Annotated in this window: 23 protein-coding genes; 15 read left to right on the top strand and 8 right to left on the bottom strand. The window is 43.9% G+C overall.

All coding sequences use genetic code 11. The annotated features are described in order from the left end of the window. The first annotated feature begins 42 nt into the window (after positions 1-42). The 6 genes from asnA to GSF04_RS20990 all read left to right on the top strand — a co-directional run bounded on the left by asnA (position 43) and on the right by GSF04_RS20990 (position 5,995). The gene (gene asnA / locus GSF04_RS21015; RefSeq protein WP_211858706.1) at positions 43-1,038 is read left to right on the top strand and encodes an aspartate--ammonia ligase; all 996 of its coding nucleotides are present in this window, start codon (positions 43-45) and stop codon (positions 1,036-1,038) included. A gap of 490 nt (positions 1,039-1,528) precedes the next feature. Next, a complete protein-coding gene (gmk, locus tag GSF04_RS21010; protein WP_099030438.1) occupies positions 1,529-2,152 on the top strand; it encodes a guanylate kinase in 624 nt (207 codons plus the stop codon). A gap of 102 nt (positions 2,153-2,254) precedes the next feature. Continuing rightward, complete coding sequence (rpoZ, locus tag GSF04_RS21005) at positions 2,255-2,530, top strand: DNA-directed RNA polymerase subunit omega (protein ID WP_010374289.1); 276 nt, start codon at positions 2,255-2,257, stop codon at positions 2,528-2,530. Positions 2,531-2,778: 248 nt separating this feature from the next. Continuing rightward, positions 2,779-4,881 (top strand): bifunctional GTP diphosphokinase/guanosine-3',5'-bis pyrophosphate 3'-pyrophosphohydrolase, encoded by a 2,103-nt coding sequence (gene spoT / locus GSF04_RS21000; protein ID WP_010605866.1) that lies wholly within the window; start codon positions 2,779-2,781, stop codon positions 4,879-4,881. Between the two features lie 10 nt (positions 4,882-4,891). After that, positions 4,892-5,284, top strand: coding sequence for a RidA family protein (locus GSF04_RS20995; RefSeq protein ID WP_010374286.1), 393 nt, complete (start codon positions 4,892-4,894; stop codon positions 5,282-5,284). A 120-nt stretch (positions 5,285-5,404) separates the two neighbouring features. Continuing rightward, a complete protein-coding gene (locus GSF04_RS20990) occupies positions 5,405-5,995 on the top strand; it encodes a biliverdin-producing heme oxygenase (protein ID WP_211858705.1) in 591 nt (196 codons plus the stop codon). A gap of 71 nt (positions 5,996-6,066) precedes the next feature. Here the strand turns inward: GSF04_RS20990 and GSF04_RS20985 are convergent, their stop codons facing one another. The 4 genes from GSF04_RS20985 to GSF04_RS20970 all read right to left on the bottom strand — a co-directional run bounded on the left by GSF04_RS20985 (position 6,067) and on the right by GSF04_RS20970 (position 8,138). Next, positions 6,067-6,291: a hypothetical protein gene (locus GSF04_RS20985; RefSeq protein WP_193521847.1), complete on the bottom strand. Its 225-nt coding sequence runs from the start codon at positions 6,289-6,291 to the stop codon at positions 6,067-6,069. 44 nt (positions 6,292-6,335) lie between these two features. Next, positions 6,336-7,019, bottom strand: coding sequence for a hypothetical protein (locus GSF04_RS20980; protein WP_211858704.1), 684 nt, complete (start codon positions 7,017-7,019; stop codon positions 6,336-6,338). Between the two features lie 494 nt (positions 7,020-7,513). Further along, positions 7,514-7,774, bottom strand: a complete 261-nt coding sequence (locus GSF04_RS20975; RefSeq protein ID WP_211858703.1) for a hypothetical protein — start codon at positions 7,772-7,774, stop codon at positions 7,514-7,516. Between the two features lie 46 nt (positions 7,775-7,820). Then, positions 7,821-8,138, bottom strand: coding sequence for a helix-turn-helix transcriptional regulator (locus GSF04_RS20970; protein WP_130127052.1), 318 nt, complete (start codon positions 8,136-8,138; stop codon positions 7,821-7,823). A 255-nt stretch (positions 8,139-8,393) separates the two neighbouring features. Here GSF04_RS20970 and GSF04_RS20965 point away from each other — a divergent pair, with 255 nt between their 5' ends. Then, complete coding sequence (locus GSF04_RS20965) at positions 8,394-8,627, top strand: hypothetical protein (protein ID WP_211858702.1); 234 nt, start codon at positions 8,394-8,396, stop codon at positions 8,625-8,627. Between the two features lie 99 nt (positions 8,628-8,726). Here GSF04_RS20965 and GSF04_RS20960 read toward each other — a convergent pair whose 3' ends face one another. The 3 genes from GSF04_RS20960 to GSF04_RS20950 are packed head-to-tail and all read right to left on the bottom strand — an operon-like array spanning position 8,727 to position 11,279. Beyond that, on the bottom strand, positions 8,727-9,233 hold the full coding sequence (locus tag GSF04_RS20960; protein WP_211858701.1) for a DUF3299 domain-containing protein: 507 nt from the start codon (positions 9,231-9,233) through the stop codon (positions 8,727-8,729). A 10-nt stretch (positions 9,234-9,243) separates the two neighbouring features. Next, on the bottom strand, positions 9,244-10,593 hold the full coding sequence (locus GSF04_RS20955; RefSeq protein WP_211858700.1) for an ABC transporter permease: 1,350 nt from the start codon (positions 10,591-10,593) through the stop codon (positions 9,244-9,246). Next, positions 10,587-11,279, bottom strand: coding sequence for an ABC transporter ATP-binding protein (locus tag GSF04_RS20950; protein ID WP_211858699.1), 693 nt, complete (start codon positions 11,277-11,279; stop codon positions 10,587-10,589). The genes GSF04_RS20955 and GSF04_RS20950 overlap by 7 nt, the downstream gene beginning before the upstream one ends. Positions 11,280-11,467: 188 nt before the next feature. Here GSF04_RS20950 and GSF04_RS20945 point away from each other — a divergent pair, with 188 nt between their 5' ends. From GSF04_RS20945 to GSF04_RS20915, 7 genes are all read left to right on the top strand, one after another. Beyond that, positions 11,468-12,568: a phosphoribosylaminoimidazolesuccinocarboxamide synthase gene (locus GSF04_RS20945; protein WP_211858698.1), complete on the top strand. Its 1,101-nt coding sequence runs from the start codon at positions 11,468-11,470 to the stop codon at positions 12,566-12,568. Positions 12,569-12,683: 115 nt separating this feature from the next. Next, on the top strand, positions 12,684-13,316 hold the full coding sequence (locus GSF04_RS20940) for a methylamine utilization protein (protein WP_211858697.1): 633 nt from the start codon (positions 12,684-12,686) through the stop codon (positions 13,314-13,316). Then, positions 13,313-15,649, top strand: a complete 2,337-nt coding sequence (locus GSF04_RS20935) for an EAL domain-containing protein (RefSeq protein WP_211858696.1) — start codon at positions 13,313-13,315, stop codon at positions 15,647-15,649. Before GSF04_RS20940 ends, GSF04_RS20935 begins: the two co-directional genes overlap by 4 nt. Then, a complete protein-coding gene (locus GSF04_RS20930) occupies positions 15,636-16,463 on the top strand; it encodes a DUF3034 family protein (RefSeq protein WP_211858695.1) in 828 nt (275 codons plus the stop codon). Before GSF04_RS20935 ends, GSF04_RS20930 begins: the two co-directional genes overlap by 14 nt. Continuing rightward, complete coding sequence (locus GSF04_RS20925) at positions 16,464-16,883, top strand: group 1 truncated hemoglobin (protein ID WP_211858694.1); 420 nt, start codon at positions 16,464-16,466, stop codon at positions 16,881-16,883. A gap of 248 nt (positions 16,884-17,131) precedes the next feature. Beyond that, positions 17,132-17,533, top strand: a complete 402-nt coding sequence (locus GSF04_RS20920; protein ID WP_211858693.1) for an adenylyltransferase/cytidyltransferase family protein — start codon at positions 17,132-17,134, stop codon at positions 17,531-17,533. A gap of 4 nt (positions 17,534-17,537) precedes the next feature. After that, positions 17,538-18,377: a sulfurtransferase gene (locus GSF04_RS20915; RefSeq protein ID WP_211858692.1), complete on the top strand. Its 840-nt coding sequence runs from the start codon at positions 17,538-17,540 to the stop codon at positions 18,375-18,377. Positions 18,378-18,444: 67 nt separating this feature from the next. On the opposite strand, the gene GSF04_RS20910 is transcribed toward GSF04_RS20915, so the two are convergent. Next, a complete protein-coding gene (locus GSF04_RS20910; RefSeq protein ID WP_010374260.1) occupies positions 18,445-19,413 on the bottom strand; it encodes a class 1 fructose-bisphosphatase in 969 nt (322 codons plus the stop codon). Between the two features lie 154 nt (positions 19,414-19,567). Between GSF04_RS20910 and GSF04_RS20905 the strand changes: the two genes are divergently transcribed. Next, a complete protein-coding gene (locus tag GSF04_RS20905) occupies positions 19,568-21,991 on the top strand; it encodes a zinc-dependent metalloprotease (protein ID WP_211858691.1) in 2,424 nt (807 codons plus the stop codon). Positions 21,992-22,009 lie beyond the last annotated feature (18 nt).

The following is a 22,009-nucleotide window of genomic DNA, read 5'->3' as shown; positions in this document are numbered from 1 at the left end:
TAGACTCAACAAAACGACAAATTCGGGAATGAGGACCTAACCATGTTGAGCAAGTATCAAGAGACACAAAAACAGATAGCACGAGTAAAACAAGTATTTTCAGCACAGCTAACCGAGCAATTGGGTTTAGTTGAAGTACAAGCGCCTATTTTGGCGCGTTTGGGCGACGGTATTCAAGACAACCTAAGTGGCCACGAGCAGGCGGTACAGGTAAAAGTGAAAACGCTACCAGATGCGCAGTTTGAGGTAGTGCATTCACTTGCTAAGTGGAAGCGCAAAACACTAGGCGATTATGGTTTTGCTAAAGGTGAAGGCCTCTATACGCACATGAAAGCGCTACGCCCTGACGAAGATAAGCTATCGCCAATCCATTCTGTCTATGTGGATCAGTGGGATTGGGAAAAGGTGATTTGCGAAAACAGTGAGCGTTCGCTGGCAAAACTAAAAGAAACGGTTGAAACCCTTTATCGCTCAATTAAAGCAACGGAAAAAGTGGTTGAGGATGAGTTTGGCATTGCGGCATTCCTTCCTGAGAAAATTACCTTTGTGCACAGCGAAGAATTACGCACTATGTATCCAGATTTTACTGCCAAGCAACGTGAAAAAGCGATTGCCCAAGAATATGGCGCGGTATTTTTAATTGGCATTGGTGGTGAGCTTGGTGATGGTAAAATTCACGATGTTCGTGCGCCGGATTATGACGATTGGTCAACGCCAACATGTGACAAATACCAAGGGCTTAACGGTGATATTTTGGTGTGGAACCCGGTGCTAGAAGACGCATTTGAGATCTCGTCAATGGGCATTCGTGTTTGTCCTGATTCACTTGCAAGACAGCTTAAATTAACCGATGACGAAGCACGCTTGAGCTTAGATTGGCACCAACAGTTAGTAGCGGGTGAATTACCACAAACCATAGGAGGTGGTATTGGCCAATCGCGTTTAGTGATGTTGCTGTTGCAAAAGCTGCACATTGGTCAGGTACAAGTTGGGGTATGGCCTGAAGAAGTACGTAGCAGCGTAGCTGATTTGCTTTAAACAGATCACGAGGTGAACTCGTTCCTACGTGGTGAATACTTTGGTAGGAGATGCTTCACGCGGCGAGCAGTTAAAAGATCGCGAGATGAACTCGCTCCTACTGGGTGAATACTTTGGTAGGAGATGCTTTACGCGGCGAGCTATTAAGAGAGCGCGAGGTGAACTCGTTCCTACTGGGTGAATACTTTGGTAGGAGATGCTTTACGCGGCGAGCTATTAAGAGAGCGCGAGGTGAATTCGTTCCTACGAGGTGAATACTTTGGTAGGCGTCGCTGTACACGGCAAAATAACATTCTGTTTTAGAGGAATAAATTTAGCACAGTGATAGGTTTCTGGGTTACTCACAACGCTGAATTTATTCCTCGACTTTTCCTTATTCTCATCCCTAGTGTATTCTTATACGTTACTCGGTATAATGCCCGCTTTTAGCTCTGCGGCAGACTTGAGTAAACCAATACCACTCGGCCGGTACTTATTGTTGAGAATGACTATGACATCACCTACACGCGGTAATCTGTTTATCCTTTCTGCGCCTTCTGGTGCGGGTAAATCAAGTTTAATCAAAGCGTTATTGGAAAAGCACGACGATATTAAAGTGTCGGTGTCTCACACTACGCGTGCTCCTCGTCCAGGCGAAGAAAACGGCGTACATTACCATTTTGTCTCGGTTGATGAATTTAAGCAGCTGATCGATAAAGGCGATTTCTTTGAGTGGGCACAAGTATTCGAAAATTACTACGGCACTTCAAAACAAGCGATAGAAGATCAGCTTGCCGCTGGTATTGATGTGTTTTTAGATATCGACTGGCAGGGTGCGCGTCAGGTGCGTGAGTTGATGCCTGAAGTAAAGACCATCTTTATTTTACCTCCTTCAACTGCGGAGCTAGAAAAGCGCTTAAATGGTCGTGGCCAAGACTCTCAAGAAGTAATTGCAGGTCGCATGGCTGAAGCGAAATCAGAAAGCTCACACTATAACGAGTTTGACTATATTCTTGTCAATGATGACTTTGAGCAAACACGCGGTGAACTTGAACATATTGTTATTGCCGCAAGACTTGAGCAAAAAGCACAGTCTATCCGTCATCAAGCACTTATTGCCGACTTGCTAAAATAATTACTTTTAAACCTGAGGTTTTTTAACCATCAATACTTGGCGAAAGGCTAGACATACAGTAAACTAGCCTTTTGCATAATGAACTGAATTTGGAGTGCTTCGATGGCTCGCGTAACTGTAGAAGATGCAGTAGATAAAATTGGTAACCGCTTTGACTTGATTTTAGTAGCAGCGCGTCGCGCTCGCCAAATTTCTGTAGGCGGTAAAGATCCTATGGTTGATGCTGAAAACGACAAGCCAACCGTAATCGCGCTACGTGAAATTGAGCAAGGTTTTGTAACCACTGACTCGCTTGATATTATCGACCGTGAAGAGCAGCAACACCAAGAAGCTGCAGAGCTTGCTGCAGTAGCTGCAATCGTTGGTGGCAATCGCTAATCCAACCACTGTCTAGATTCAATAATGCCAGCTTTTTTGCTGGCATTATTGTTTTATAGCAATTGAAATTAAGCAAATTGGTATAAATCGCCAGCACATTAAACAACGCGTAACGCCTTTAATTTCCTAACAAGTAGCATAAATTGTTCATTGGCATTGCTGGTGTTTCATCGTATATTCTTAAGTAACTAGCTTGTAACCCGTTTTATACTCGCCGAGTATAGCTTCTCTGAAACATTGGAGTGTGAATGTATCTGTTTGAAGGCCTCAAAAAGAAAATCTCAGAATATTTGTCACCAGAAGACGTCGATTTGGTGCAAAAAGCCTATGTCGTGGCCCGTGAGGCACACGAGGGACAGACGCGCTCTAGCGGTGAGCCCTATATCACTCACCCAGTAGAAGTAACCCAGATCCTTGCGAGCATGAGGCTTGATCATGAAACACTCATGGCTGCGCTTATGCACGATGTTATTGAAGACACTGACTTTAGCCAAGACGACTTAGCGGAGATCTTTGGTGATACGGTCGCTGAGTTGGTGGAAGGGGTGTCAAAGCTCGATAAACTGAGCTTCAAAGATAAAAAAGAGTTCCAAGCTGAAAACTATCGTAAGATGATCATGGCGATGACGCAGGATATTCGTGTCATCCTTATTAAGCTTGCAGACAGAACGCACAATATGCGAACGCTAGGCGCTTTGCGTCCAGACAAGCGCCGTCGAATTGCCCGCGAAACATTAGAGATTTATGCGCCAATTGCAAACCGTCTTGGTATTCATGATATTAAAAATGAGTTAGAAGATCTCGGGTTTCAGGCGTTATATCCAATGCGCTATCGTGCGTTACGTTCAGAAGTCGCCAAAGCACGTGGTAATCGTAAAGAAGTGATCAGCAATATTCAGTCTGAAATTGAATCTAGACTGGAAGAAGCGGGTATTCAAGGCTCTGTAAAAGGCCGTGAAAAGCACTTATACAGTATTTACCGCAAGATGTTGAATAAAGAGTTAATGTTTAACGAGGTAATGGACATTTACGCCTTTAGGATCAATGTCGACAACCTGGATACTTGCTACCGTGTGCTAGGCGTTGCACATAATTTATATAAGCCAATTGAAACTCGCTTTAAAGACTATATTGCCGTACCGAAAACCAACGGTTACCAGTCGCTTCATACGTCGCTGGTCGGCCCGCACGGTATTCCGGTAGAAATCCAAATTCGTACTCATGATATGGATCATATGGCGGATAAAGGGGTAGCAGCGCACTGGATGTATAAAAAGTCAGGTGATAATGCCGGCCATACCGCGCAGCAGCGTGCGCGTCAGTGGATGCAAAGCTTGCTTGAGCTACAGCAAAGTGCAGGCTCGTCTTTTGAATTTGTGGAAAACGTTAAAACCGAATTATTCCCAGAAGAAATTTACGTCTTTACGCCAGATGGCCGCATTGTTGAGTTACCAATGGGCGCAACTGCGGTAGATTTTGCTTATGCCGTGCATACCGATGTGGGTAATACCTGTGTGGGTGCTCGTGTAAACCGTAAGCCTTATCCTTTGAGTAAAGCACTGGATACCGGCCAAACGGTCGAGGTTATTACCAGCTCAGGTGCGCACCCTAACGCTACTTGGCTGAACTTTGTGGTAACGGGTAAAGCACGCCTTGGGATCCGCAATTACCTCAAGAGCCAACAAGAAGAAGAGGCGATCCAGCTAGGCCGTCGTTTGCTCGACTCGGCACTGGGTGAGTATAAGCTAGATGATATTGCTCAAGAGCAAATCGACAACGTACTTGAAGAGCATAACCTCAATACCTTGTTGGAGCTGCTGGTTGAGATTGGCTGTGGCAATATTATGAGCGTATTGATAGCGAAGCGTTTACTGCAAGATGATAATGCGGTAGAAGATATTGCTAAACGTGCTAAAGCCGCGATAATCGGAACAGAAGGCATGTTGGTAACCTATGCTAAATGTTGTCGTCCTGTGCCGGGTGATGCTATCACAGCATATATGAGCCAAGGCAAAGGCCTAATGGTTCACCGCCAAGAGTGTAAAAATATTAAGGGTTGGCGCAACGAGCGTTCGAAGTACTTTGTCGTGAAGTGGGAAGACAACCCTGAGAAAGAATATATAGCAGCGCTGCGTGTGGAAATTATTAACCACCAAGGTGCATTGGCTAAATTAACCAATGTGGTTGCGACGACTCAAGCTAACATTGTCGAAATCGCAACGGACGAAAAAGAAAGTAATTTATACGTGATTGATTTAGGTATTACCGTGAAAAACCGAATTCATGTCGCTGATATTATGCGCCGAATTCGAGTGATGCCAGATGTACAACGCGTGTATCGTAAAAAATAAAGGAACATTAATGAACAAAGCTATTATTTCAACAGATAAAGCGCCAGCAGCAATTGGCACTTACAACCAAGCGGTAAAAGTTGGTACTGCGGTCTATTTATCTGGCCAAATTCCATTGGTACCAGAGACAATGGAATTTATTTCTGAAGATTTTGCAGAGCAAACGCACCAAGTGTTCAAAAACCTTATCGCAGTATGTGAAGAGGCTGGTGGCGAGTTACAAGATATGGTTAAGGTTAATATCTTCCTAACTGATTTGAGTAACTTTGCAACGGTCAACGAGATCATGGCTCAGTATTTTAGAAAGCCATATCCAGCTCGTGCTGCAATTGGTGTAAAAGAACTACCAAAAGGCGCACAAGTTGAGATTGATGGCATTATGGAGTTACCTTCAACTAACTAACCTCAGGTTAACTAATAGTTAGATATATTTCTTCGCTCCAGTGTCAATCGCTGGAGCGGCTTTTCAAAAAGCCAACACAGTCCACTCATTTCCCCCTCGCTTTACATTACAGGAAGTCCCATGACCGCAGCCAGCGCACTTACTAGCCGTGCATTGAAATTAAAAGCAAGTACTGCTGATCTTCATGACAGTATAGATAGCAGCATTATGGCAAAAGACCCGTTCGCCAGCATTGAGCGTTATCTCCAGTTTTTGACTCTTCAGTACCTGTTTCTTAAAGATGTCGCTGCATTATATGATCACCGTGAACTCTCTATGCATATTGACGATCTCAAATCGCGTCGACGACTTGGGTTGTTGGAGCAGGACTTTGCTGACTTACAGCACACATTACCTGTGCCGTCTTTGTCGCCGTTTATCACAACTTCAACTGAGTTTACAACTGCTTTGGGAGCGCTTTATGTCGTTGAAGGCTCTAAGGTCGGGGCCGCGATGCTTGGGCGTCAAGTGCAGGCGCGTTTGCCCGTCACAGGTGAATATGGCGCGCGTTACTTAGCAGGCCCAGGTGCCGGGCGCGGCAGTGCGTGGCGTCACTTAATTCAATTTATCGATACGGTTGAGTTAACTAGTACGCAAGAAGATGCATTGATCACCGGCGCTCGTCAGGCCTTTATGCGTTTTCAGCAGTATCAAGCAGAGGTCTATGCTTAATACGATTGGTATAAGTTGAACGGAGAATTACAGGGTTGTTGTCGCGACATAGCGTCGCGACAGGTTAGTGACTAGCACATATTAGTTGGGCAATCACAATGTAATGTATTTGGCTCAGGAACACACGCTAACGCCTTAGATGGGCAGACCATCGTTGGGCCATCGGTGTCACAGTTTAAGTCGCGACTACAATAGTAGGAACAACCACCGCCAATTTCACGGGTCTTGTTGTTATCCAAAATTAGCTTACTACCAGCTAATGACTTCAATTGCTTTTTGTTCAGTTTTAAATCCATCGTTTATTCCTTCAATTGATTTAGGGTAAAAGCAGCACAGATCACTATGACCTATGCTGTGGCTCGGATTTTTTAAGCGTTGAGTCTTCTTCACTTTCATTAATTGGCGCAGGACGAAAACGTTCAACGTAAACTGTTGCTAGGAGTACTGTAACAACTGCTGCAAGCAAAATTGCTTTAGCGTACGGATAACTTTGATATACCCAATTCCAACTCCAAAATGGCTTAGCAGTTTCCTCTGCAATACCAAATATATAGTCCATATTGCGAATTAAGTTTTCAATGAATGCGCTAATATCTACGATCATGAAAAGGAAGAATATACCGACTAGAAGGATATCTGCATGGGTCATATAGACATATTCCCTTTTACTCGGTTGAAAGCGTTTTACTATTAATAAGGAGATTTTTACTCTATGTTTTATTGCGTAAAATGACGCTAAATCAAAGGAAAAATGTACTGTATAAATGTACGCATTAGCTTTATATGCAGGGAAGTCCGACGCGTAAAGATCCAAGAAAAATATCGTAATAATTTCTAAAAAAATTAAAATAGATAGAAGAGTCGAGAGGTGGATGATATTCAACTGGTTTTTCACACACAATGCGATTAACAGAACACTAACAAGCATTGGCAGATAGATTTCCTGATTTAGTACTGTAAGTATATAAGCTAGGCCTGTTGCTATGAAAGTTAAAAGTAGCAGAAAGCTAAATGATTTATTCATTTACTCGCCTTTTCGATATTGGAGTACTGTAGGGGTGGAGCTTATAGCGCTACTTCCCGTTCCTCTAGGGTCATCTTTTGTTAAACCACCACTCCCTCCTTTCACCCTATTTAGTTGATAAATGGGCAGTGATAAGTTAACAGTTATTGCTTTTAATTGGATTTTATTCCGGGTTGTCATTCTTATTCCTTATAGGCTTTGCAGTGGTTAAAGTTGTTAATACTGTACTCTGGAAAGCACATATTGAGAACAACTTGTAAAGCCAAATGTGGTCTACCCACTTGGTTTCGGATTTATTTTTATTAGTAAAATACCAAATTGCCTAAAATGTGACTGCCCCTTACTCCATGTTTTGATTTAAGGTAACCAAATTTCTTAAAATCTATTCTTTTCGGTGTTATAGATAACATCATATCCATATCCTTCATAAGCTTTTTCGATGGCTAAATTATTAATACGGTACCTGTAAAATCAATCATTGAAAGTAACTGTAATTATTTGGTTTTAGGATCTTTTTTTAGAAGACCATCACTTCCTCCAGCTATAGCGCGTAACTGCTGAAGGTTAAATATTTGCGAGGGCTGCGCTGGTTGAGTGTTAAGTTCTAGTCTGTGGCATTTTAATGCTTTGCCACGACTTTCACCTTCTGCTCGTTTTACTTCGCTGTGGTGCAAATATTTGTGAGCAATATTATTAGTGATTGTTGTTATATTTGTTATCCCTGCTTTTTTCATATTTCTTTGGCTTGTCGTCATCAGTATTTTTCCTTTTAGTAACAGTTTCATCTACAAATTAGGATACTTACTCTTCCACTTTCTTTGCATCAGGAGAGGTCGGGCTTTTGCGTCTTAATTGGGTATCACTAATTAAGCTCCGTAGCGCTTGAAACTGTTTAATGATGGGAGAAAGGTCAATATCACAGTAGTTACACCAAACTTGAAAGTGATCCCAAGGTATACGGCTTACACCATTTTCATAGTTTTCGTATGTTTGGCGAGTAATACCAACAAGGTCGGCCATTTGCTGCGTGGTTTTTTGGGCTGCAAGGCGCATTCTTCTAAGGTCATCACCGTTATATTTAAAATTGGGATTGCCCACCAATTTAATCCTTTCTTGTATGGGAGAGTATGTTCACTCTATCTAAGTTATTTTTATGTGTAATCTTTGTTAACTTGTAATTGTAATCAATAAAAATGTTTCTGCAAGAGGAAATTAAATTAGTCAATTATGGATATATCGCTTCAGAACCTACGTGTACTTTTCACTTTATTTTCATCATTTTAATAGAAAAATGGGTTCGACAAGATTTTTTAGCGAGGCTTTTGTTACTGTAGTGTGAAATGAAAATAAGGGTAACAACTTACTGAGGGTGATATGGATTATCTACGTCAATATAACGACTTAAATATTCTCTATGAAGCACATAAAAAATCGAGTTGTGGAGAGGTTGAGATAGCTGAGACGACTGCTAAGTGGTTTTCTCTTGTAGAGAGTACCTTATTTGAGCTCCAGGAGCTGGCGTATATGGAAAAGGCGTATATGCAAAAGTCGCGAACCATGAATAATCTCATCGAACTGGTGTATGCCAGTGTTCCTACCACTGAGTAGGGCAAATAGCAGAAATAAAATTGTATGTTTTGCAGTGGTAAGAGTGCCAATCAAGCTCGATTAAGTATTGGCACTCTTTTTTATTGATTTACATGGCTTTTAGAGCTCAAATGGCGCGACGCCTTTGGCTTCCATCATATAACCTGTTTGCGCGATGTCGCCCTTCCAAGTAGAAACCTTAATCGTGCCACTGACTGTGATTGCATCATACAGGCTCTCAATCGGAACACCGCCTTTGATTTTGACATGAACAATTTGGTTCGGTGGCGGCGGCGGCACGTGAATACAAGCGCCAAAGTAGGGAACCAACAAAAATTCGGTGATCACTTCACTGTCACCTTCAAGTGGTACAACAAAGCCGGGTAAGCTGACTAATTGGCCGTCTAACTCTTTGACGACTGGGGCGTCTAAATCAGGTTGCACCCAAGTTTGCTCGGCGCCATCATGGCTTGCTGCGTCTTGATTGCTGATCTGGACATGCCCTTTTGGAATTAAATCTTCCCAGAATATCTCTTTAGGTGGTGCCGCGTTTGCGATACCACTGAATACCATCGCAGTGATGAATGCAATGAAGTAAAAAACGTGAGTTCGTGCGGTTAACTGCATCTTGATCCTCTTAGGTTTTAATTTGCATGCCATCGGCAAGCGAGTAAAAATAAGCACGGGCGGCAGGAATGGCGCCGATCAAAGTACCTGCGCCTATAATAACGCTTAGTAGCGTGAGTTCATAGGTTGAGAGCGCTGAGATACTTAGGACTACGCCAAATTGACTTTGTAGGCCGGATTGGGCAGCAATGAGCAAGGCATAAAAAAGCGCTACACCGAAAGCACACCCTAACACGGTGATAAAAATTGCTTCGCTAATGAGAAGTGTAAAAATATGCCAAGGCCGCGCGCCAACTGAGCGTAGGATAGCAAGTTCTCGGCGCCTTTGATTCAACGTGGCGAGCAATGAGGTTAGCATGCCAAGCAAGCTTATCAACACCACAGCAAGGGTAATGAGAAGCAAGATTTTTTCGACAATATCTAGCATTTCCCACAATTCCCTCAATGTCACCCCCGGCATAATTGCCAGTAAAGGTTCACCTTTATACTGATTAATATTTCTGCGCACCTGTAGGGTATAAAGTGGTGACTCAAAACCAAGTAAAAATGCAGTGATTTGTGTTGTTGAACCGATTAAATCACCGGGCTTAGCGTCGAGGTTGTGAAGTAGGGCACTATTGTTTTTACTGTCATGTTCATGCTCATGTTCATGTTCATGTTCATGTTCATGTTCATGCTGCGTTGCATCTTGTTCTCGTGCAACCATTCGAGATGGCTTGTTGTGCTCTGTGCTATGCATGCTCTCTATGGCACTTAACGGCACATGTAGTGTTTTATCCACCGGCGTTCCCGTGGCTGCCAAAATACCAGAAATAACCAGCGGATTATCATCATGATGATGGAAACTGGTATTGCCCATACCGTGAGAAATGACGATTTTTTGTCCCAGCTGATAACCCAGCTTTTTTGCGACCATAGCCCCAAGCACGACTTCTTGGCCATTGTGAAATGGTCGACCAGTGGCAAAGGTGAGGTGTTGTTTTTTAGCGTATTGATAATGACTGAAGTAACTTGCATCTGTACCCAGCACAGCAAAGCCTTTATGGCTATCGCCTAAGCTAATGGGAATACTCCACGCAACACCGCGTTGTGCCTTGATGTACTCGTAACTTTGCCATTGTACGGCATTATTGGCGTGACCAATTCTAAATACGCTTGAAAGCAAAAGCTGAATATCACCAGTACGTGCGCCGACAATCAGGTCTGTGCCAGAAATAGTGTTCGCGAAGCTGGATTTTGCGTCTTGGCGTACACGCTCAACCGACAGCAGCAACATGACACTAATTGCAATGGTCACTAGAGTTAGGGCGACGCTGGCTTTTCGGTTTAGCGTACTTTTCCACGCAAGTTTGATTAGCATAGCGGCGCTCCTTGTTGTAAATCAGGCAAGCTTACTTGCCTATCAAATAACGGCGCTAAGCTTTTATCGTGACTGACAAAGAGAATAGATGCACTGTAAACCGCGGCTTGGCTAAATAGTAATTTAATAAAACCATCACGGCTGTCGGCATCGAGGGCTGAGGTTGGCTCATCGGCAATAATGATTTCGGGCCTGCCAATAAATGCGCGAGCGGCGGCTACGCGCTGCTGTTGGCCAATACTTAACTCCGCGACACTGCGCTGCTGAGTGTGCTCGTCTATACCAAGATCAGAGAGCAGAAGTTTGGCTTCCTGCTCAAGAGATTTATTCTGTGAGGAGATGTTTTGTCTGCGCTTTTTGGAAAATTCGCAGCCAAGGGTAACGTTTTCAATAGGCGACAAATAGGGCAATAAATTAAAGTTCTGAAAAATAGTACCTATATGGTCGGCTCTAAACTTATCTCGTTGGCCACGGCTCAGTGCGCTCGCGTTTGTGCCTGCAATTTCAATTTCTCCCTGCTGGCAATCCAAGGTGCCGGCAATAAGTCCTAGCAAAGTCGATTTACCGCTGCCGCTTGGACCATGTAAAAACACGTGTTCACCTCGGGCGATATGTAGCTTAGGTATGGTTAGCACCGGGATGCTCGACTTAGGCCATGTAAACTGTAATTGAGATATCGTAAGCATAACGCCTCAACGCTGGCAAATAATGTTGTGATGGTATAACAAGAATGACTAAAGCAAAACCAAGTTAAGCTCAACAACAAGCGTGTAAGTTAAATTGTGATTTTTGTTCAGCTCGACTATTATAGCGACCCTAACCCCCTCATTATTTTGTGCCCTTTAGCAAGGCGCATCCTGTCATTGGAGTAACAATGAGTAGCTACAAAGTTTTAGACGTTAATGACGATCTTCCAATTCGCACTAAAGGTGCGGTTCACAGTGGTAAAGTACGTTCAGTTTATTGGTTAACCGACGCCGACAGTGCACGTTTAATTGAAGAAAAAGGCTATCAAGTCCCGGTTGGTACAGAACTGGCAATTATGGTCATTTCAGACCGTATTTCAGCGTTTGATTGTATTTGGCAAGGTGAAAATGGTCTTAACGGTGTACCGGGTAAGGGTATTGCGCTTAACAGCGTTGCTTCCCATTGGTTTTCACTTTTTGATACAGCTGGTCTTGCAGGTAATCACATTGTTGATATTCCACATCCTTATGTTTGGATTGTGCGTAAAGCCAGTACGGTAAGAGTTGAAGCGATTGCGCGTCAATATATTACCGGCAGCATGTGGCGCGATTACGCAAAGGGCGTAAGGGAGTTTTGTGGCTTGCAATTACCAGCAGGTTTAGAGGCCAATCAAAAGCTAGATAATGTCTTAATCACGCCATCAACCAAAGGGATCATCAAAGGTTTAGCAGACATACCAGAAGTGGATGACGTAAACATCTCTCGTAAAAACATCGAAGATAACCTTGCAGCGTTCAACTTTAAATCTGCGGCAGATGTGGATAAGTACGAGCAGTTGCTAACCGAGGGCTTTGCCCTGATCAGTAAAGAGCTTGAGAAGCTTGATCAGATCTTTGTTGATACTAAATTTGAGTTTGGTTACGTTGAAGATAAAGATGGCCAAGAGCGCCTAATTTACATTGATGAAGTGGGTACGCCTGACTCGTCACGTATTTGGGATGGCCCTGCTTATCGCGATGGTAAGATCGTTGAAAACTCAAAAGAAGGCTTCCGTCAGCTATTGATAAACAACGTACCAGATAGCGATGTGCTGCTGAATAAAGACCGCATGCCTGAGCGAGAAGCGCTTGCTCGCGATTATCTTTTGCCAGAAGCTGTGATGATGTCGGTAAGCGAAACTTACGTTGGGATCGCAAGTAAAATCGTTGGTCGTGAACTAACGATCCCTGCGGATCCTCGCCAAGAAGTTATTGATATTCTTGATAAGCAGTACGGTTTAATAGATTAATTCTTTTCAGTTGCCCTGATAGACAAGTTTATTAGGGCAATTTCCTCAATTCACTTGCTTTTCATTGCAAGGTCTCTTTTACTTAACGTAATTGTTGCAAAAAATAGAGTCAGATATGCGAACGTCTGTTCTACTCCTACTAAGTTTTTGTTTTTTATTCCTTTTAGATTCAAGCTGCGCAAATGCTGGGCAATTAACAGTGCTAGATGGCAGCGGCAAGCCCTTGCAGCACGCCGTTGTTGAATTGACGGACGAGCCTGTCGAGTCAGCAGCAAAAGCAGTGGCGGTTATGGATCAAATCAATAAACAGTTTGTTCCTTTCATCCTTACCATCCAAAAAGGACAATTGGTTGATTTTCCCAATAGCGATGATATCCGTCATCACGTTTATTCGTTTTCTGCGGTAAAACCTTTTGAGCTAAAGCTATACGCTGGCACGCCAAATCAACCGCTTAAGTTTGAAAACGCTGGTGTAGTGGTGTTAGGTTGTAACATTCACGACTCTATGGTGGGCTATATTTACATTGCAGATGACAAGCAAGTATTGGTATCTGATGCGAATGGATTAGTAACTTTGCCGAATTCTACGAAACAAGTAACGGTATGGCATCCTTATCAAGCTAATGACATAGATAGTCGGCAAACCGTGCAAATAGTGAACACAACGGCGCCGATGTCCGTAACAATAAAAACAACTTATCCAGCGCCGCGTAATACCTTTGGCGAGCGCTTTGGACAACATGAATGAATAACAGCTTTAAAAATAAAATCATTAGTCTCTGTATTTTGCTTATCCTTGTCACGGCGGGGATGAGCTTGGCAAGTTTTTGGTGGTCCACAAGTAAATTCAATGAAGCGCAAGTGCAAAGAAAAATTCAAGTGGCACAAAATGTTTATCAACAATATTTAAAAGCGCGAGAGCAGCTATTGGTTACCGCGGCGACTGTACTTACCGCTGACTTTGGCTTTAAACAGGCAGTCGCGACGAGAGACGCACAAACCATCAGTAGTGTGTTGCTTAATCACTCCCGCCGTATTGATGCCGACTTAATGCTGTTGCTGGATGTGAAAGGCGACCTGATCTCCGCTAACAGGGAAGGACTCGACTTCCCGAGCGACACCAGAACTTGGATGCAAGCGTTGCAAAGCCACACCGACCACTCAGCTTTTGTGGTGCTTAGTGAGCAGTTGTATCAAGTGATTATTTTGCCTGTGCGAGCACCTAGGACGATTGCATACTCAATTATTGGCTTTGAGGTTGGATCTGCTGTGGCGCTAGAGCTCAAAGAGCTGACAGGAATGGAAACGAGCTTTGTTGGTGCCGCTGATAACCTAAAAGCAAGTTCGCTGACTACTCTTGCACTTGGTGGTGATTTATTTACTTTCCTAGCGGCGCAAAAAACGACACGGTGGCTTAGTCAGTATCCGGTATATGAAAGTGCAGAGGTGAGCTTACCTTCTCTTGCAAGTAACCCGGTGAGTTTGGTACTCAGTGCGGATTTAACTACTCAGTATCAAGAATTCGATAAAATGGTGTTGACCATTATTTTACTCTCCCTCGGTACTATCCTTATTGGTTTTATCACCAGTGGTATTGTTGCCAAGAATCTTACGACACCGCTCAGTAAGCTTACTGAGTTGGCAAAACGCTTTGCTAAAGGGGATTACTCAGCCAAGCTGGAAGAGGCTCGACCGACCCAAGAAATTTGCCAACTCGTTGACGCTTTTAATGATATGGGCGAAGACATTCAAGAGCGTGAAGAGCAGATCCGCTTTCAAGCCAGTCATGACCATTTAACTGGTTTTTTTAATCGTAATGCGGCTTTGGATAAACTACATAGTATGCTCAGCAGTGGTGCAGAGTATTACTTTATTGCCATAGACATAAAGGGATTGCGCCATATCAATGACAAGCTAGGCCCTCGGGTAGGAGATGATTGCATTAAAGCAGTGGCGAAACGGATAGCGGAGATCAATACGGCAGAAGGCGGATTGAATGTTAGGCTTGGTGGTGATGAGTTTTTAGTTGCACATCCAGCGAGTGCGTGTGCCGATCCGCAAAGTGCTGTGCTTGGTATTGTTGAATGCGCTGAGATGCTAAATCAAGGTCTGAGCAAGCCCTACACTGTGCAGGGGTTAGATATTTCGCTTCACTTTAGTATCGGCGTAGTGCATTACCCCAAACAAGCGCATACTCCCGAGGATGTTGTTCGCCGGGCTTTGATCGCAGTTGATACTGCAGCGCACGATGGTCATGATGTTTACTACTACCAATCTGGTGAAGATGAAGCCCACCTAGAGCGCCTGCAAATTATTGATGAACTAAAACACGCTATTGCCAACGACGATGGTCAGCTTTTTATGACCTACCAACCAAAGCTAAATATGAAAACCAATCGTATTGATAAGGTTGAGTCTCTTATTCGTTGGCAACGTAAAAATGGCGAATGGGTGTCGCCCGAACTATTTATCGATCTTGCCGAGCAATCAGGTTTGATTGTTGAGTTAACTCAGTGGGTAGTAAAAACTGTGGTGTCTCAAGTTGCTAATTGGGTACGTCAAGGTGAACGCATCAAGGCGGCTATTAATGTATCGGCACAAGACATCGCAGATAAAAACTTCTTGTCTCATCTTAAGACGCTACTAGACACATATAACGTCAAACCTGAGTTGATCACCATAGAGCTTACTGAGCGAGACATGATTGAGAATGAGGAAAAAGGCATTGCGGTTCTCCAAGCGCTCAAACAGCTTGGCGTGCAGGTCTCGCTTGATGATTATGGTGTGGGTCAAACCTCCCTTGGTCGATTAAAAATGTTGCCTATTGATGAGCTGAAACTCGACAAGGTATTTATTTTAAAGCTCGCACAATCGGAAAAAGACCAGTTTATTGTGCGCTCCACCATCACGCTTGGTCACCAACTTGGTTTTAGCGTGGTCGCGGAAGGGGTTGAAGACAAAGCATCGCTTGAACTACTTGAGTCAATGCAGTGTGATTATGCACAAGGTTACTATCTAAGTAAGCCGCTCAAAGCCGCAGACTTTGACCTGTGGCTGGGGAGATATAATGAAGTGGGCTAATGTTTTTGCTGTGTGCTTAATAGTGTGCGGACCAACTTACGCCGCAACAGGAAAGTTACTAGCGACTCCCGGGGTGTCACAGGTTGAGGGAAGTGCAGGTGGTGGCATTGTGCCGTGGGCGCAGCTTGCTGGATATGCATCGGAAGATGAATGGTCCGCCAGCGGGTTTTGTAGCCGAGCTAGCCTGAAAGACTACCAGCTCGATGTGTGTGGCGTTCAAGCCAACTTATTCAATCGCGTAGAGTTAAGTTTCGCTCGACAAAACTTCGATGTGGATGCGCTTAATCTTGATATTGAGCAAGATATTGTCGGTGCCAAGGTGCGGCTATATGGCGATATCGTCTATAGTAAATATCCACAATTGAGCTTTGGTATTCAGCATAAGTCCTTGGATGATGCTACGGTTGCCAATTTGCTCGGCGCTGAAGATGACTCAGGAACGGATTATTACTTAGCTGCAAGCAAACTGCATTTGGGTGCTGTAGGCGGTTATAACTGGTTCTGGAATATTACGATGAGACACTCTAGAGCTAATCAACTTGGCATACTAGGTTATGGTGGTGCTAACGATAGTGCGCCTTGGCAACTAGAAGCCAGCAGCGCAGTATTTTTATCGAGGCATTGGGCTGTCGGTGCAGAATACCGCCAAAAATCCAACAACCTTGGACTTGGTGAATCAGATTGGAAAGATGTTTTTGTCGCTTGGATCCCGAATAAGTCAGTGAGTGTGACGGCGGCATGGCTAGACCTTGGAAAAATCGCAGGGCAGCCTTCTCAAACGGGTTGGTATCTATCTGTTACGGGGTACTTTTAAATGAAATGGCTATCACTAACGGCAATCTTGCTTTTCCTCGTGGCGTGTAGTGCTTCAACTCCACACACCTCCCTATATGAGCAAATAGGGGGTAACGCCGGCGCAGAAAAGCTAGTAGACGCGTTTATTAAACAGATTGGCAATGATGACGTTATTTTACCGTATTTTAGAGAGTCCAATGTTAGGCACTTTCGTGAAGGGTTTATCACTCATCTGTGCAATACCTTAGATGGCCCTTGTGATTATGAAGGTGATAGCATGGTGCAGATCCACACCGGCATGGCTATTAGTGAGTCTGACTTTAATCGGGTGGTTGATCTCTTGATCAACGCAATGAATGAGGTTGGGATTGCTCACTCTGTACAAAATCAAGTTCTGGCCCGCCTAGCACCGATGCGAAGTGAAGTTATCAAGTTGTAGACTCGATAGCAAAAAGGTTGCACAGAGGTTTGTTTGTATTTTGTTAGTAAACTTGTCCTTGCAGATAAATTGTGTTGTTTATTGGAATTACTGTTCTTAATCCAAAAGAGTAAAGTATAAGCTGAATTTTGATGCTTAATTCTGTAATCTAATAGCCAAATTGTCGTAAAGTTCGTCACGGTTTTAGCAACAAACAAATGCCATAGTGGGTTACAGCTCAAACCGTGCTGATTAGAAAGAGAGCCAAGTTGAAAAAAGTTATCACATTTGGAACCTTTGATGTATTCCACGTTGGTCATGTCAATATTTTAGAGCGAGCGAAAGCACTGGGTGATTATCTCATTGTGGGGATCTCATCGGATGAACTTAACTTTTCGAAAAAAGGTAGAAATCCAATATACTCAATAGCAGATCGCCTAAAAATCATTAGTTCATTGCGATTTGTAGATGAGGTGTTTGTGGAAGAATCTCTGGAGCTAAAAGCGCAATATATCAAAGGCTTTGATGCCGATATTTTGGTGATGGGTGATGATTGGAAAGACAAGTTCGATATATATAAAGATATCTGTGATGTGGTTTATTTAGAGCGCACCCCATCAATTTCAACAACGGAAATAATAGAGGTCGTACGCAGACCCGAAGGAAAATAATAGCATGAAGCATGTGGTCGATAGGGATTGGCTTTTTGCAAATCTTGGCAAAGTGAAAGTATTGGATGCTGGCATTGTGAAACCGGGGCAGTCAGGCCCTTATAACGCCCCAGCAATCATTCAAGGCGCGCTGCGTTTTGATATTAGTGGTGCGCTAGCTAATCCCCGTGCTACATCACCCAATATGTGCTGCAGTCCAGTTCAATTTCAAGCAGAAATGCGACAGCTTGGTATCAACCAAAATGATGTGTTAGTCGCTTACGATGATAAGGGCATGTTTAGCGCTGCCAGAGCTTGGTATATGCTCAAAAGGATGGGTCATAAACAAGTGTATGTACTGGATGGCGGATTACCTGCTTGGTGTGAAAAACAATATCCTTTGAGTCAAGCATACGCGCAAGTCCAACAAGCAGGAAACTTTGTCGCTGCATATGACGAAACAGCATTTGTCGATAAAGCAGCTGTGCTTAGTAATATTGGCGCTGAACTGAGTTATCTATTTGATGCGAGAGGTGCAAAGCGCTTTACTGGTGAAGAGCAAGAGCCTCGTGCAGATATGCGCAGCGGCCATGTGCCTAAAAGTAAAAACCTTCCATATATGAGTTTGTTAAACGCCGATGGCTGCTTTAAACCACTCACTGAGCTTGAAGTGCTGTATAGCGACTTATCAAAGGACAAAACTAAGCCTCTGATATTCTCTTGTGGCTCAGGTGTTACAGCTTGTATTTTAGCGCTGGTGGCTGACGAGCTAGGTTATGAACAGTTGACGGTATATGACGGCTCGTGGAGTGAATGGGGCGCTGATCCCGATGTGCCCGTTGAGACGAGTTATACCACTATTTAATGTGAAAAAGGTGCCAATGGCACCTTTTTCATGTGTGAAGCGAGCTATTTTCTCGCTTCAAAATAGATCACTTATGATAAGCAAGGCACGCTTCAACTTCGTGCTTTGAGCCTAAGATAACACCAACGCGTTGATGTATTTCCTCAGGTTGAATATCCAAAATGCGTTCACGACCAGTGTGGGCAATACCGCCTGCTTGCTCGATAAGCATCGCCATTGGATTGGCTTCGTAAAGTAGGCGAAGTTTAAATGGCTTGTTTGGATCTTTACGATCTTCTGGATAAGTGAATAGTCCGCCACGGCATAATACGCGGTGAACATCGCCAACCATTGCCGCAATCCAGCGCATATTGAAGTTTTTACCACGCGGCCCGGTTTCACCTTCAAGTAAATCGGCAATGTAATTTTGCATTGCTGGGGTCCAGTGGCGTTGGTTTGAAGCGTTGATGGCAAACTCTTTGGTGTCTTCAGGAATGGCTGCAAAGTCTTGCGTGAGTAGGAAGCTACCGTGTGTTTTGTCCAGGGTAAACAACCGAGTTCCCTTGCCTGTTGATAGCGCTAACATGGTTGATGGGCCATATAACACATAGCCCGCTGCTACTTGTTTATGACCTGGCTGCATAAAGATCGCAGGATCGCTAGGATCTGAACCTTCAGGGGCTTCCATAATAGAGAAAATAGTACCAACGAGTGAATTAATGTCGGTATTGGATGAACCATCCAACGGATCGAAAGCGACAATATAGTTCGCTTTTGGATTGCCGGCGACGGTGTAATCTTCTTCTTCAGAAGCGATGGCTTTGACATAGCCAGATTCAAGCAAAATATCTTTCAATAGCTGGTTTGAAAGTACATCGAGCTTCTTTTGCGTTTCACCTTGAATGTTCTCATCTAAGGTTGAACCTAATACACCTGAAAGTGCACCTTGGCCAACACGGAACGATATTTCTTTACATGCCGCGAGAATGGTTCGGATTAGAGAAACCAACTCACGAGAACAACCATCTTCAATTAACACCGGAGGGAGTCTACGCATTTTTTAAATCCTGATCACCTTGTGTTTATGGCAATAAATAGTGTGAGAGGTGCCATAAACAGCGCTGTAATTCGTCTTGAAAGACTGTAAATTGTATACGATTTCATATACAACTGGGGTTAAGCCTCAAAACCATAAATAACAAAGAGCAGCCATGAGAAAAATAACGTGCTTCACTCAAACTGTATCCGCTTTGCTACTGTGTATGATAACCCAAGCACACGCAGCAATTAAGTCTATTGATGAATTTACTGCCAGTTTTAATCATCATCCCGGTTTTTACGCCTTCTATAGCGATGATTCGAGCGGCAAACTGTACTTAGACATCGACAAACTAGACGCCCCTTTCTTGTTACAGCATAGTTTACCTTATGGTGTAGGTTCGAATGATATAGGTTTAGACCGCGGGCAGTTAGGTGGGACGCACTTAGTTCAGTTTGAACGTTTTGGTGATAAGGTAATGCTGCGTGCTATCAACACGTATTATCGTGCAAGTGCGAATAATATGGCCGAAAAGCAAAGCGTTAAAGAGGCTTTTGCTTCAAGCATTCTACACGGGTTCAACGTGGTTGCAGAAGATAAAGACAGTGTTTTGGTTGACTACACGCCTTATCTACTCAGCGATGTGCATGGTGTTTCTCGCACGTTAGCAAATCGTAATCAAGGTAGTTTTAGCTTAGACTCAAGCCGCAGCGCTGTGTTTATGTCGCGTTCAAAGGCATTTGTTAAAAACACAGAACTTGAAGCCGTATTGACTTTCAAAGGGACAAAGCCTGGTGAATATGTACGCCAGGTGAGTGCAGATCCTTATGCGCTTACGGTACATCAGCACCATTCTTTAATTGAGCTGCCTGATGATAACTACCAGCCACGTGCATTTCATCCGCAATCGGGTTATTGGAGTATCGAGCATAAGGATTATTCAGCACCGCTTGGACAGTCAATGTTTGTGCGTTATATCCCACGCCACCGTTTACAGAAAAAAGACCCAACTGCACAAATTTCGGAGGCCGTAGAGCCAATCATTTACTATCTTGATCCTGGCGTGCCTGAGCCGGTCAAAACTGCATTACTTGATGGTGCTAAATGGTGGGATCAAGCATTTGAAGCTGCTGGCTACAAAAATGCATTTCAAGTCAAAGTACTTCCTGAAAATGCCGATCCTATGGATATTCGCTATAACGTGATCCAGTGGGTGCATCGAGCTACTCGTGGGTGGTCATACGGCGCGTCGGTGATAGACCCACGTACCGGTGAAATTTTAAAAGGTCACGTTACGCTAGGCTCGCTGCGTGTCCGTCAAGATATTCTTATCGCCGAAGCACTTTCTGCGCCATTTGTTGAGGGGAATGAGGTGACTGAGCGACTTCATGCTATGGCGCTAGACCGTATTCGTCAGTTGAGTGCACATGAAATTGGCCACACGTTGGGCATTGCACACAACTTCTCAGCGTCGGTAAAGGATCGCGGGTCAGTCATGGACTATCCTCATCCGCTGGTGGGATTTGAAAATGGCCAACTGGATATCACTAAGGGCTACGCAAAAGGTATGGGCACGTGGGATACACAAGTGATTAAATATGGTTATAGTGATTTCGCTGGCGCTGATGAAGCCACTGAGCTTGCGGCTATTCTTGCTGAAAATAAGGCGCAAGGGCTTGAATTTATCTCTGACTCTGACGCCAGAGCGCAGGGCGGAGCACATCCAACGGCGCACCTTTGGGATAACGGTGCAGATCCTGCTGCCGAATTACTACGAGTGCTGGATGTTCGCAAGCAGGCGTTGAATACCTTTGGTATTCACAGCATTCAAAAAGGAGTTGCTCTGTCGCAGCTAGAGGAGAAACTAGTACCGCTGTATCTTTTCCATCGTTATCAGGTTGAAGCCGCAGTAAAATTGATTGGCGGCGTGGATTACGACTATGAAGTTCGCGGTGACGAGGTAATAAAAGGGGCGAAAGTTGTGGCTAAAGAGGCGCAGCAAAATGCGGCCAATGCGCTTTTGAGTACGCTCTCACCTGCGGTGTTGACTATTCCTGACTCTATTTTGGCGTTAATACCTCCTAAGGCTTACGGTGAGTACAAAACTCGCGAAAGTATTAAAGGGCGAACTGGGCTAACCCTAGATGCGATGGCATTACCAGAAGTCGCCGCACAGCATAGCCTTGACTTGCTGCTTAATCCACAGCGATTAAATCGTCTTGCACAGCAGCACGCACGTGATACTCAATATTTTGGTACACAGGCACTTTTAGAGGCTTTATATCAGCAGGTATTTGCCCAGTCAGGTAGCAACGGCATGGCTCAAAAGCTACAGCAACGAGTGCAATACCTAAGTGCAACTCAGCTTGTAAAACTGAGTAACAACGATAAAGTCGCACCTGAAGTGCAGGCGCAGTTAAAGTTTTATTTAGCAAAAGTTGCGAAAGACTTTAATCAGTCGTCGGTATTTAGTGATGTTGCTTTTGAGCAAGCATTTAAACATATGCTCGCGCAGCAAATTAATCACTATCTAGATTCAGGAGAGTGGCCTGAAAGCTTTAAAGCGCTTGAAATGCCGCCAGGCTCACCAATTTAATCAAACGTGCACTTCGGA

It is taken from the genome of Pseudoalteromonas sp. A22 (assembly GCF_018141345.1).
In the GTDB taxonomy this organism is placed as follows: Bacteria; Pseudomonadota; Gammaproteobacteria; order Enterobacterales; family Alteromonadaceae; genus Pseudoalteromonas; species Pseudoalteromonas maricaloris.
Note: the sequence above shows the minus strand (reverse complement) of the source record. Positions and strands in the feature narration are given on the sequence as shown.

Excerpts from the sequence above, each read along its gene's own strand:
- GSF04_RS20995 (WP_010374286.1), top strand. The coding sequence starts at position 4,892 with ATGAACAAAGCTATTATTTCAACAGATAAAGCGCCAGCAGCAATTGGC.
- GSF04_RS20965 (WP_211858702.1), top strand. The coding sequence starts at position 8,394 with ATGGATTATCTACGTCAATATAACGACTTAAATATTCTCTATGAAGCA.
- gmk (WP_099030438.1), top strand. The coding sequence starts at position 1,529 with ATGACATCACCTACACGCGGTAATCTGTTTATCCTTTCTGCGCCTTCT.
- GSF04_RS20910 (WP_010374260.1), bottom strand. The coding sequence starts at position 19,413 with ATGCGTAGACTCCCTCCGGTGTTAATTGAAGATGGTTGTTCTCGTGAG.
- asnA (WP_211858706.1), top strand. The coding sequence starts at position 43 with ATGTTGAGCAAGTATCAAGAGACACAAAAACAGATAGCACGAGTAAAA.
- GSF04_RS20960 (WP_211858701.1), bottom strand. The coding sequence starts at position 9,233 with ATGCAGTTAACCGCACGAACTCACGTTTTTTACTTCATTGCATTCATC.
- GSF04_RS20940 (WP_211858697.1), top strand. The coding sequence starts at position 12,684 with ATGCGAACGTCTGTTCTACTCCTACTAAGTTTTTGTTTTTTATTCCTT.
- GSF04_RS20990 (WP_211858705.1), top strand. The coding sequence starts at position 5,405 with ATGACCGCAGCCAGCGCACTTACTAGCCGTGCATTGAAATTAAAAGCA.
- GSF04_RS20950 (WP_211858699.1), bottom strand. The coding sequence starts at position 11,279 with ATGCTTACGATATCTCAATTACAGTTTACATGGCCTAAGTCGAGCATC.
- GSF04_RS20935 (WP_211858696.1), top strand. The coding sequence starts at position 13,313 with ATGAATAACAGCTTTAAAAATAAAATCATTAGTCTCTGTATTTTGCTT.
- GSF04_RS20945 (WP_211858698.1), top strand. The coding sequence starts at position 11,468 with ATGAGTAGCTACAAAGTTTTAGACGTTAATGACGATCTTCCAATTCGC.
- GSF04_RS20975 (WP_211858703.1), bottom strand. The coding sequence starts at position 7,774 with ATGACGACAAGCCAAAGAAATATGAAAAAAGCAGGGATAACAAATATA.
- GSF04_RS20915 (WP_211858692.1), top strand. The coding sequence starts at position 17,538 with ATGAAGCATGTGGTCGATAGGGATTGGCTTTTTGCAAATCTTGGCAAA.
- GSF04_RS20955 (WP_211858700.1), bottom strand. The coding sequence starts at position 10,593 with ATGCTAATCAAACTTGCGTGGAAAAGTACGCTAAACCGAAAAGCCAGC.
- spoT (WP_010605866.1), top strand. The coding sequence starts at position 2,779 with ATGTATCTGTTTGAAGGCCTCAAAAAGAAAATCTCAGAATATTTGTCA.
- GSF04_RS20985 (WP_193521847.1), bottom strand. The coding sequence starts at position 6,291 with ATGGATTTAAAACTGAACAAAAAGCAATTGAAGTCATTAGCTGGTAGT.
- GSF04_RS20980 (WP_211858704.1), bottom strand. The coding sequence starts at position 7,019 with ATGAATAAATCATTTAGCTTTCTGCTACTTTTAACTTTCATAGCAACA.
- GSF04_RS20905 (WP_211858691.1), top strand. The coding sequence starts at position 19,568 with ATGAGAAAAATAACGTGCTTCACTCAAACTGTATCCGCTTTGCTACTG.
- GSF04_RS20930 (WP_211858695.1), top strand. The coding sequence starts at position 15,636 with ATGAAGTGGGCTAATGTTTTTGCTGTGTGCTTAATAGTGTGCGGACCA.
- GSF04_RS20925 (WP_211858694.1), top strand. The coding sequence starts at position 16,464 with ATGAAATGGCTATCACTAACGGCAATCTTGCTTTTCCTCGTGGCGTGT.
- rpoZ (WP_010374289.1), top strand. The coding sequence starts at position 2,255 with ATGGCTCGCGTAACTGTAGAAGATGCAGTAGATAAAATTGGTAACCGC.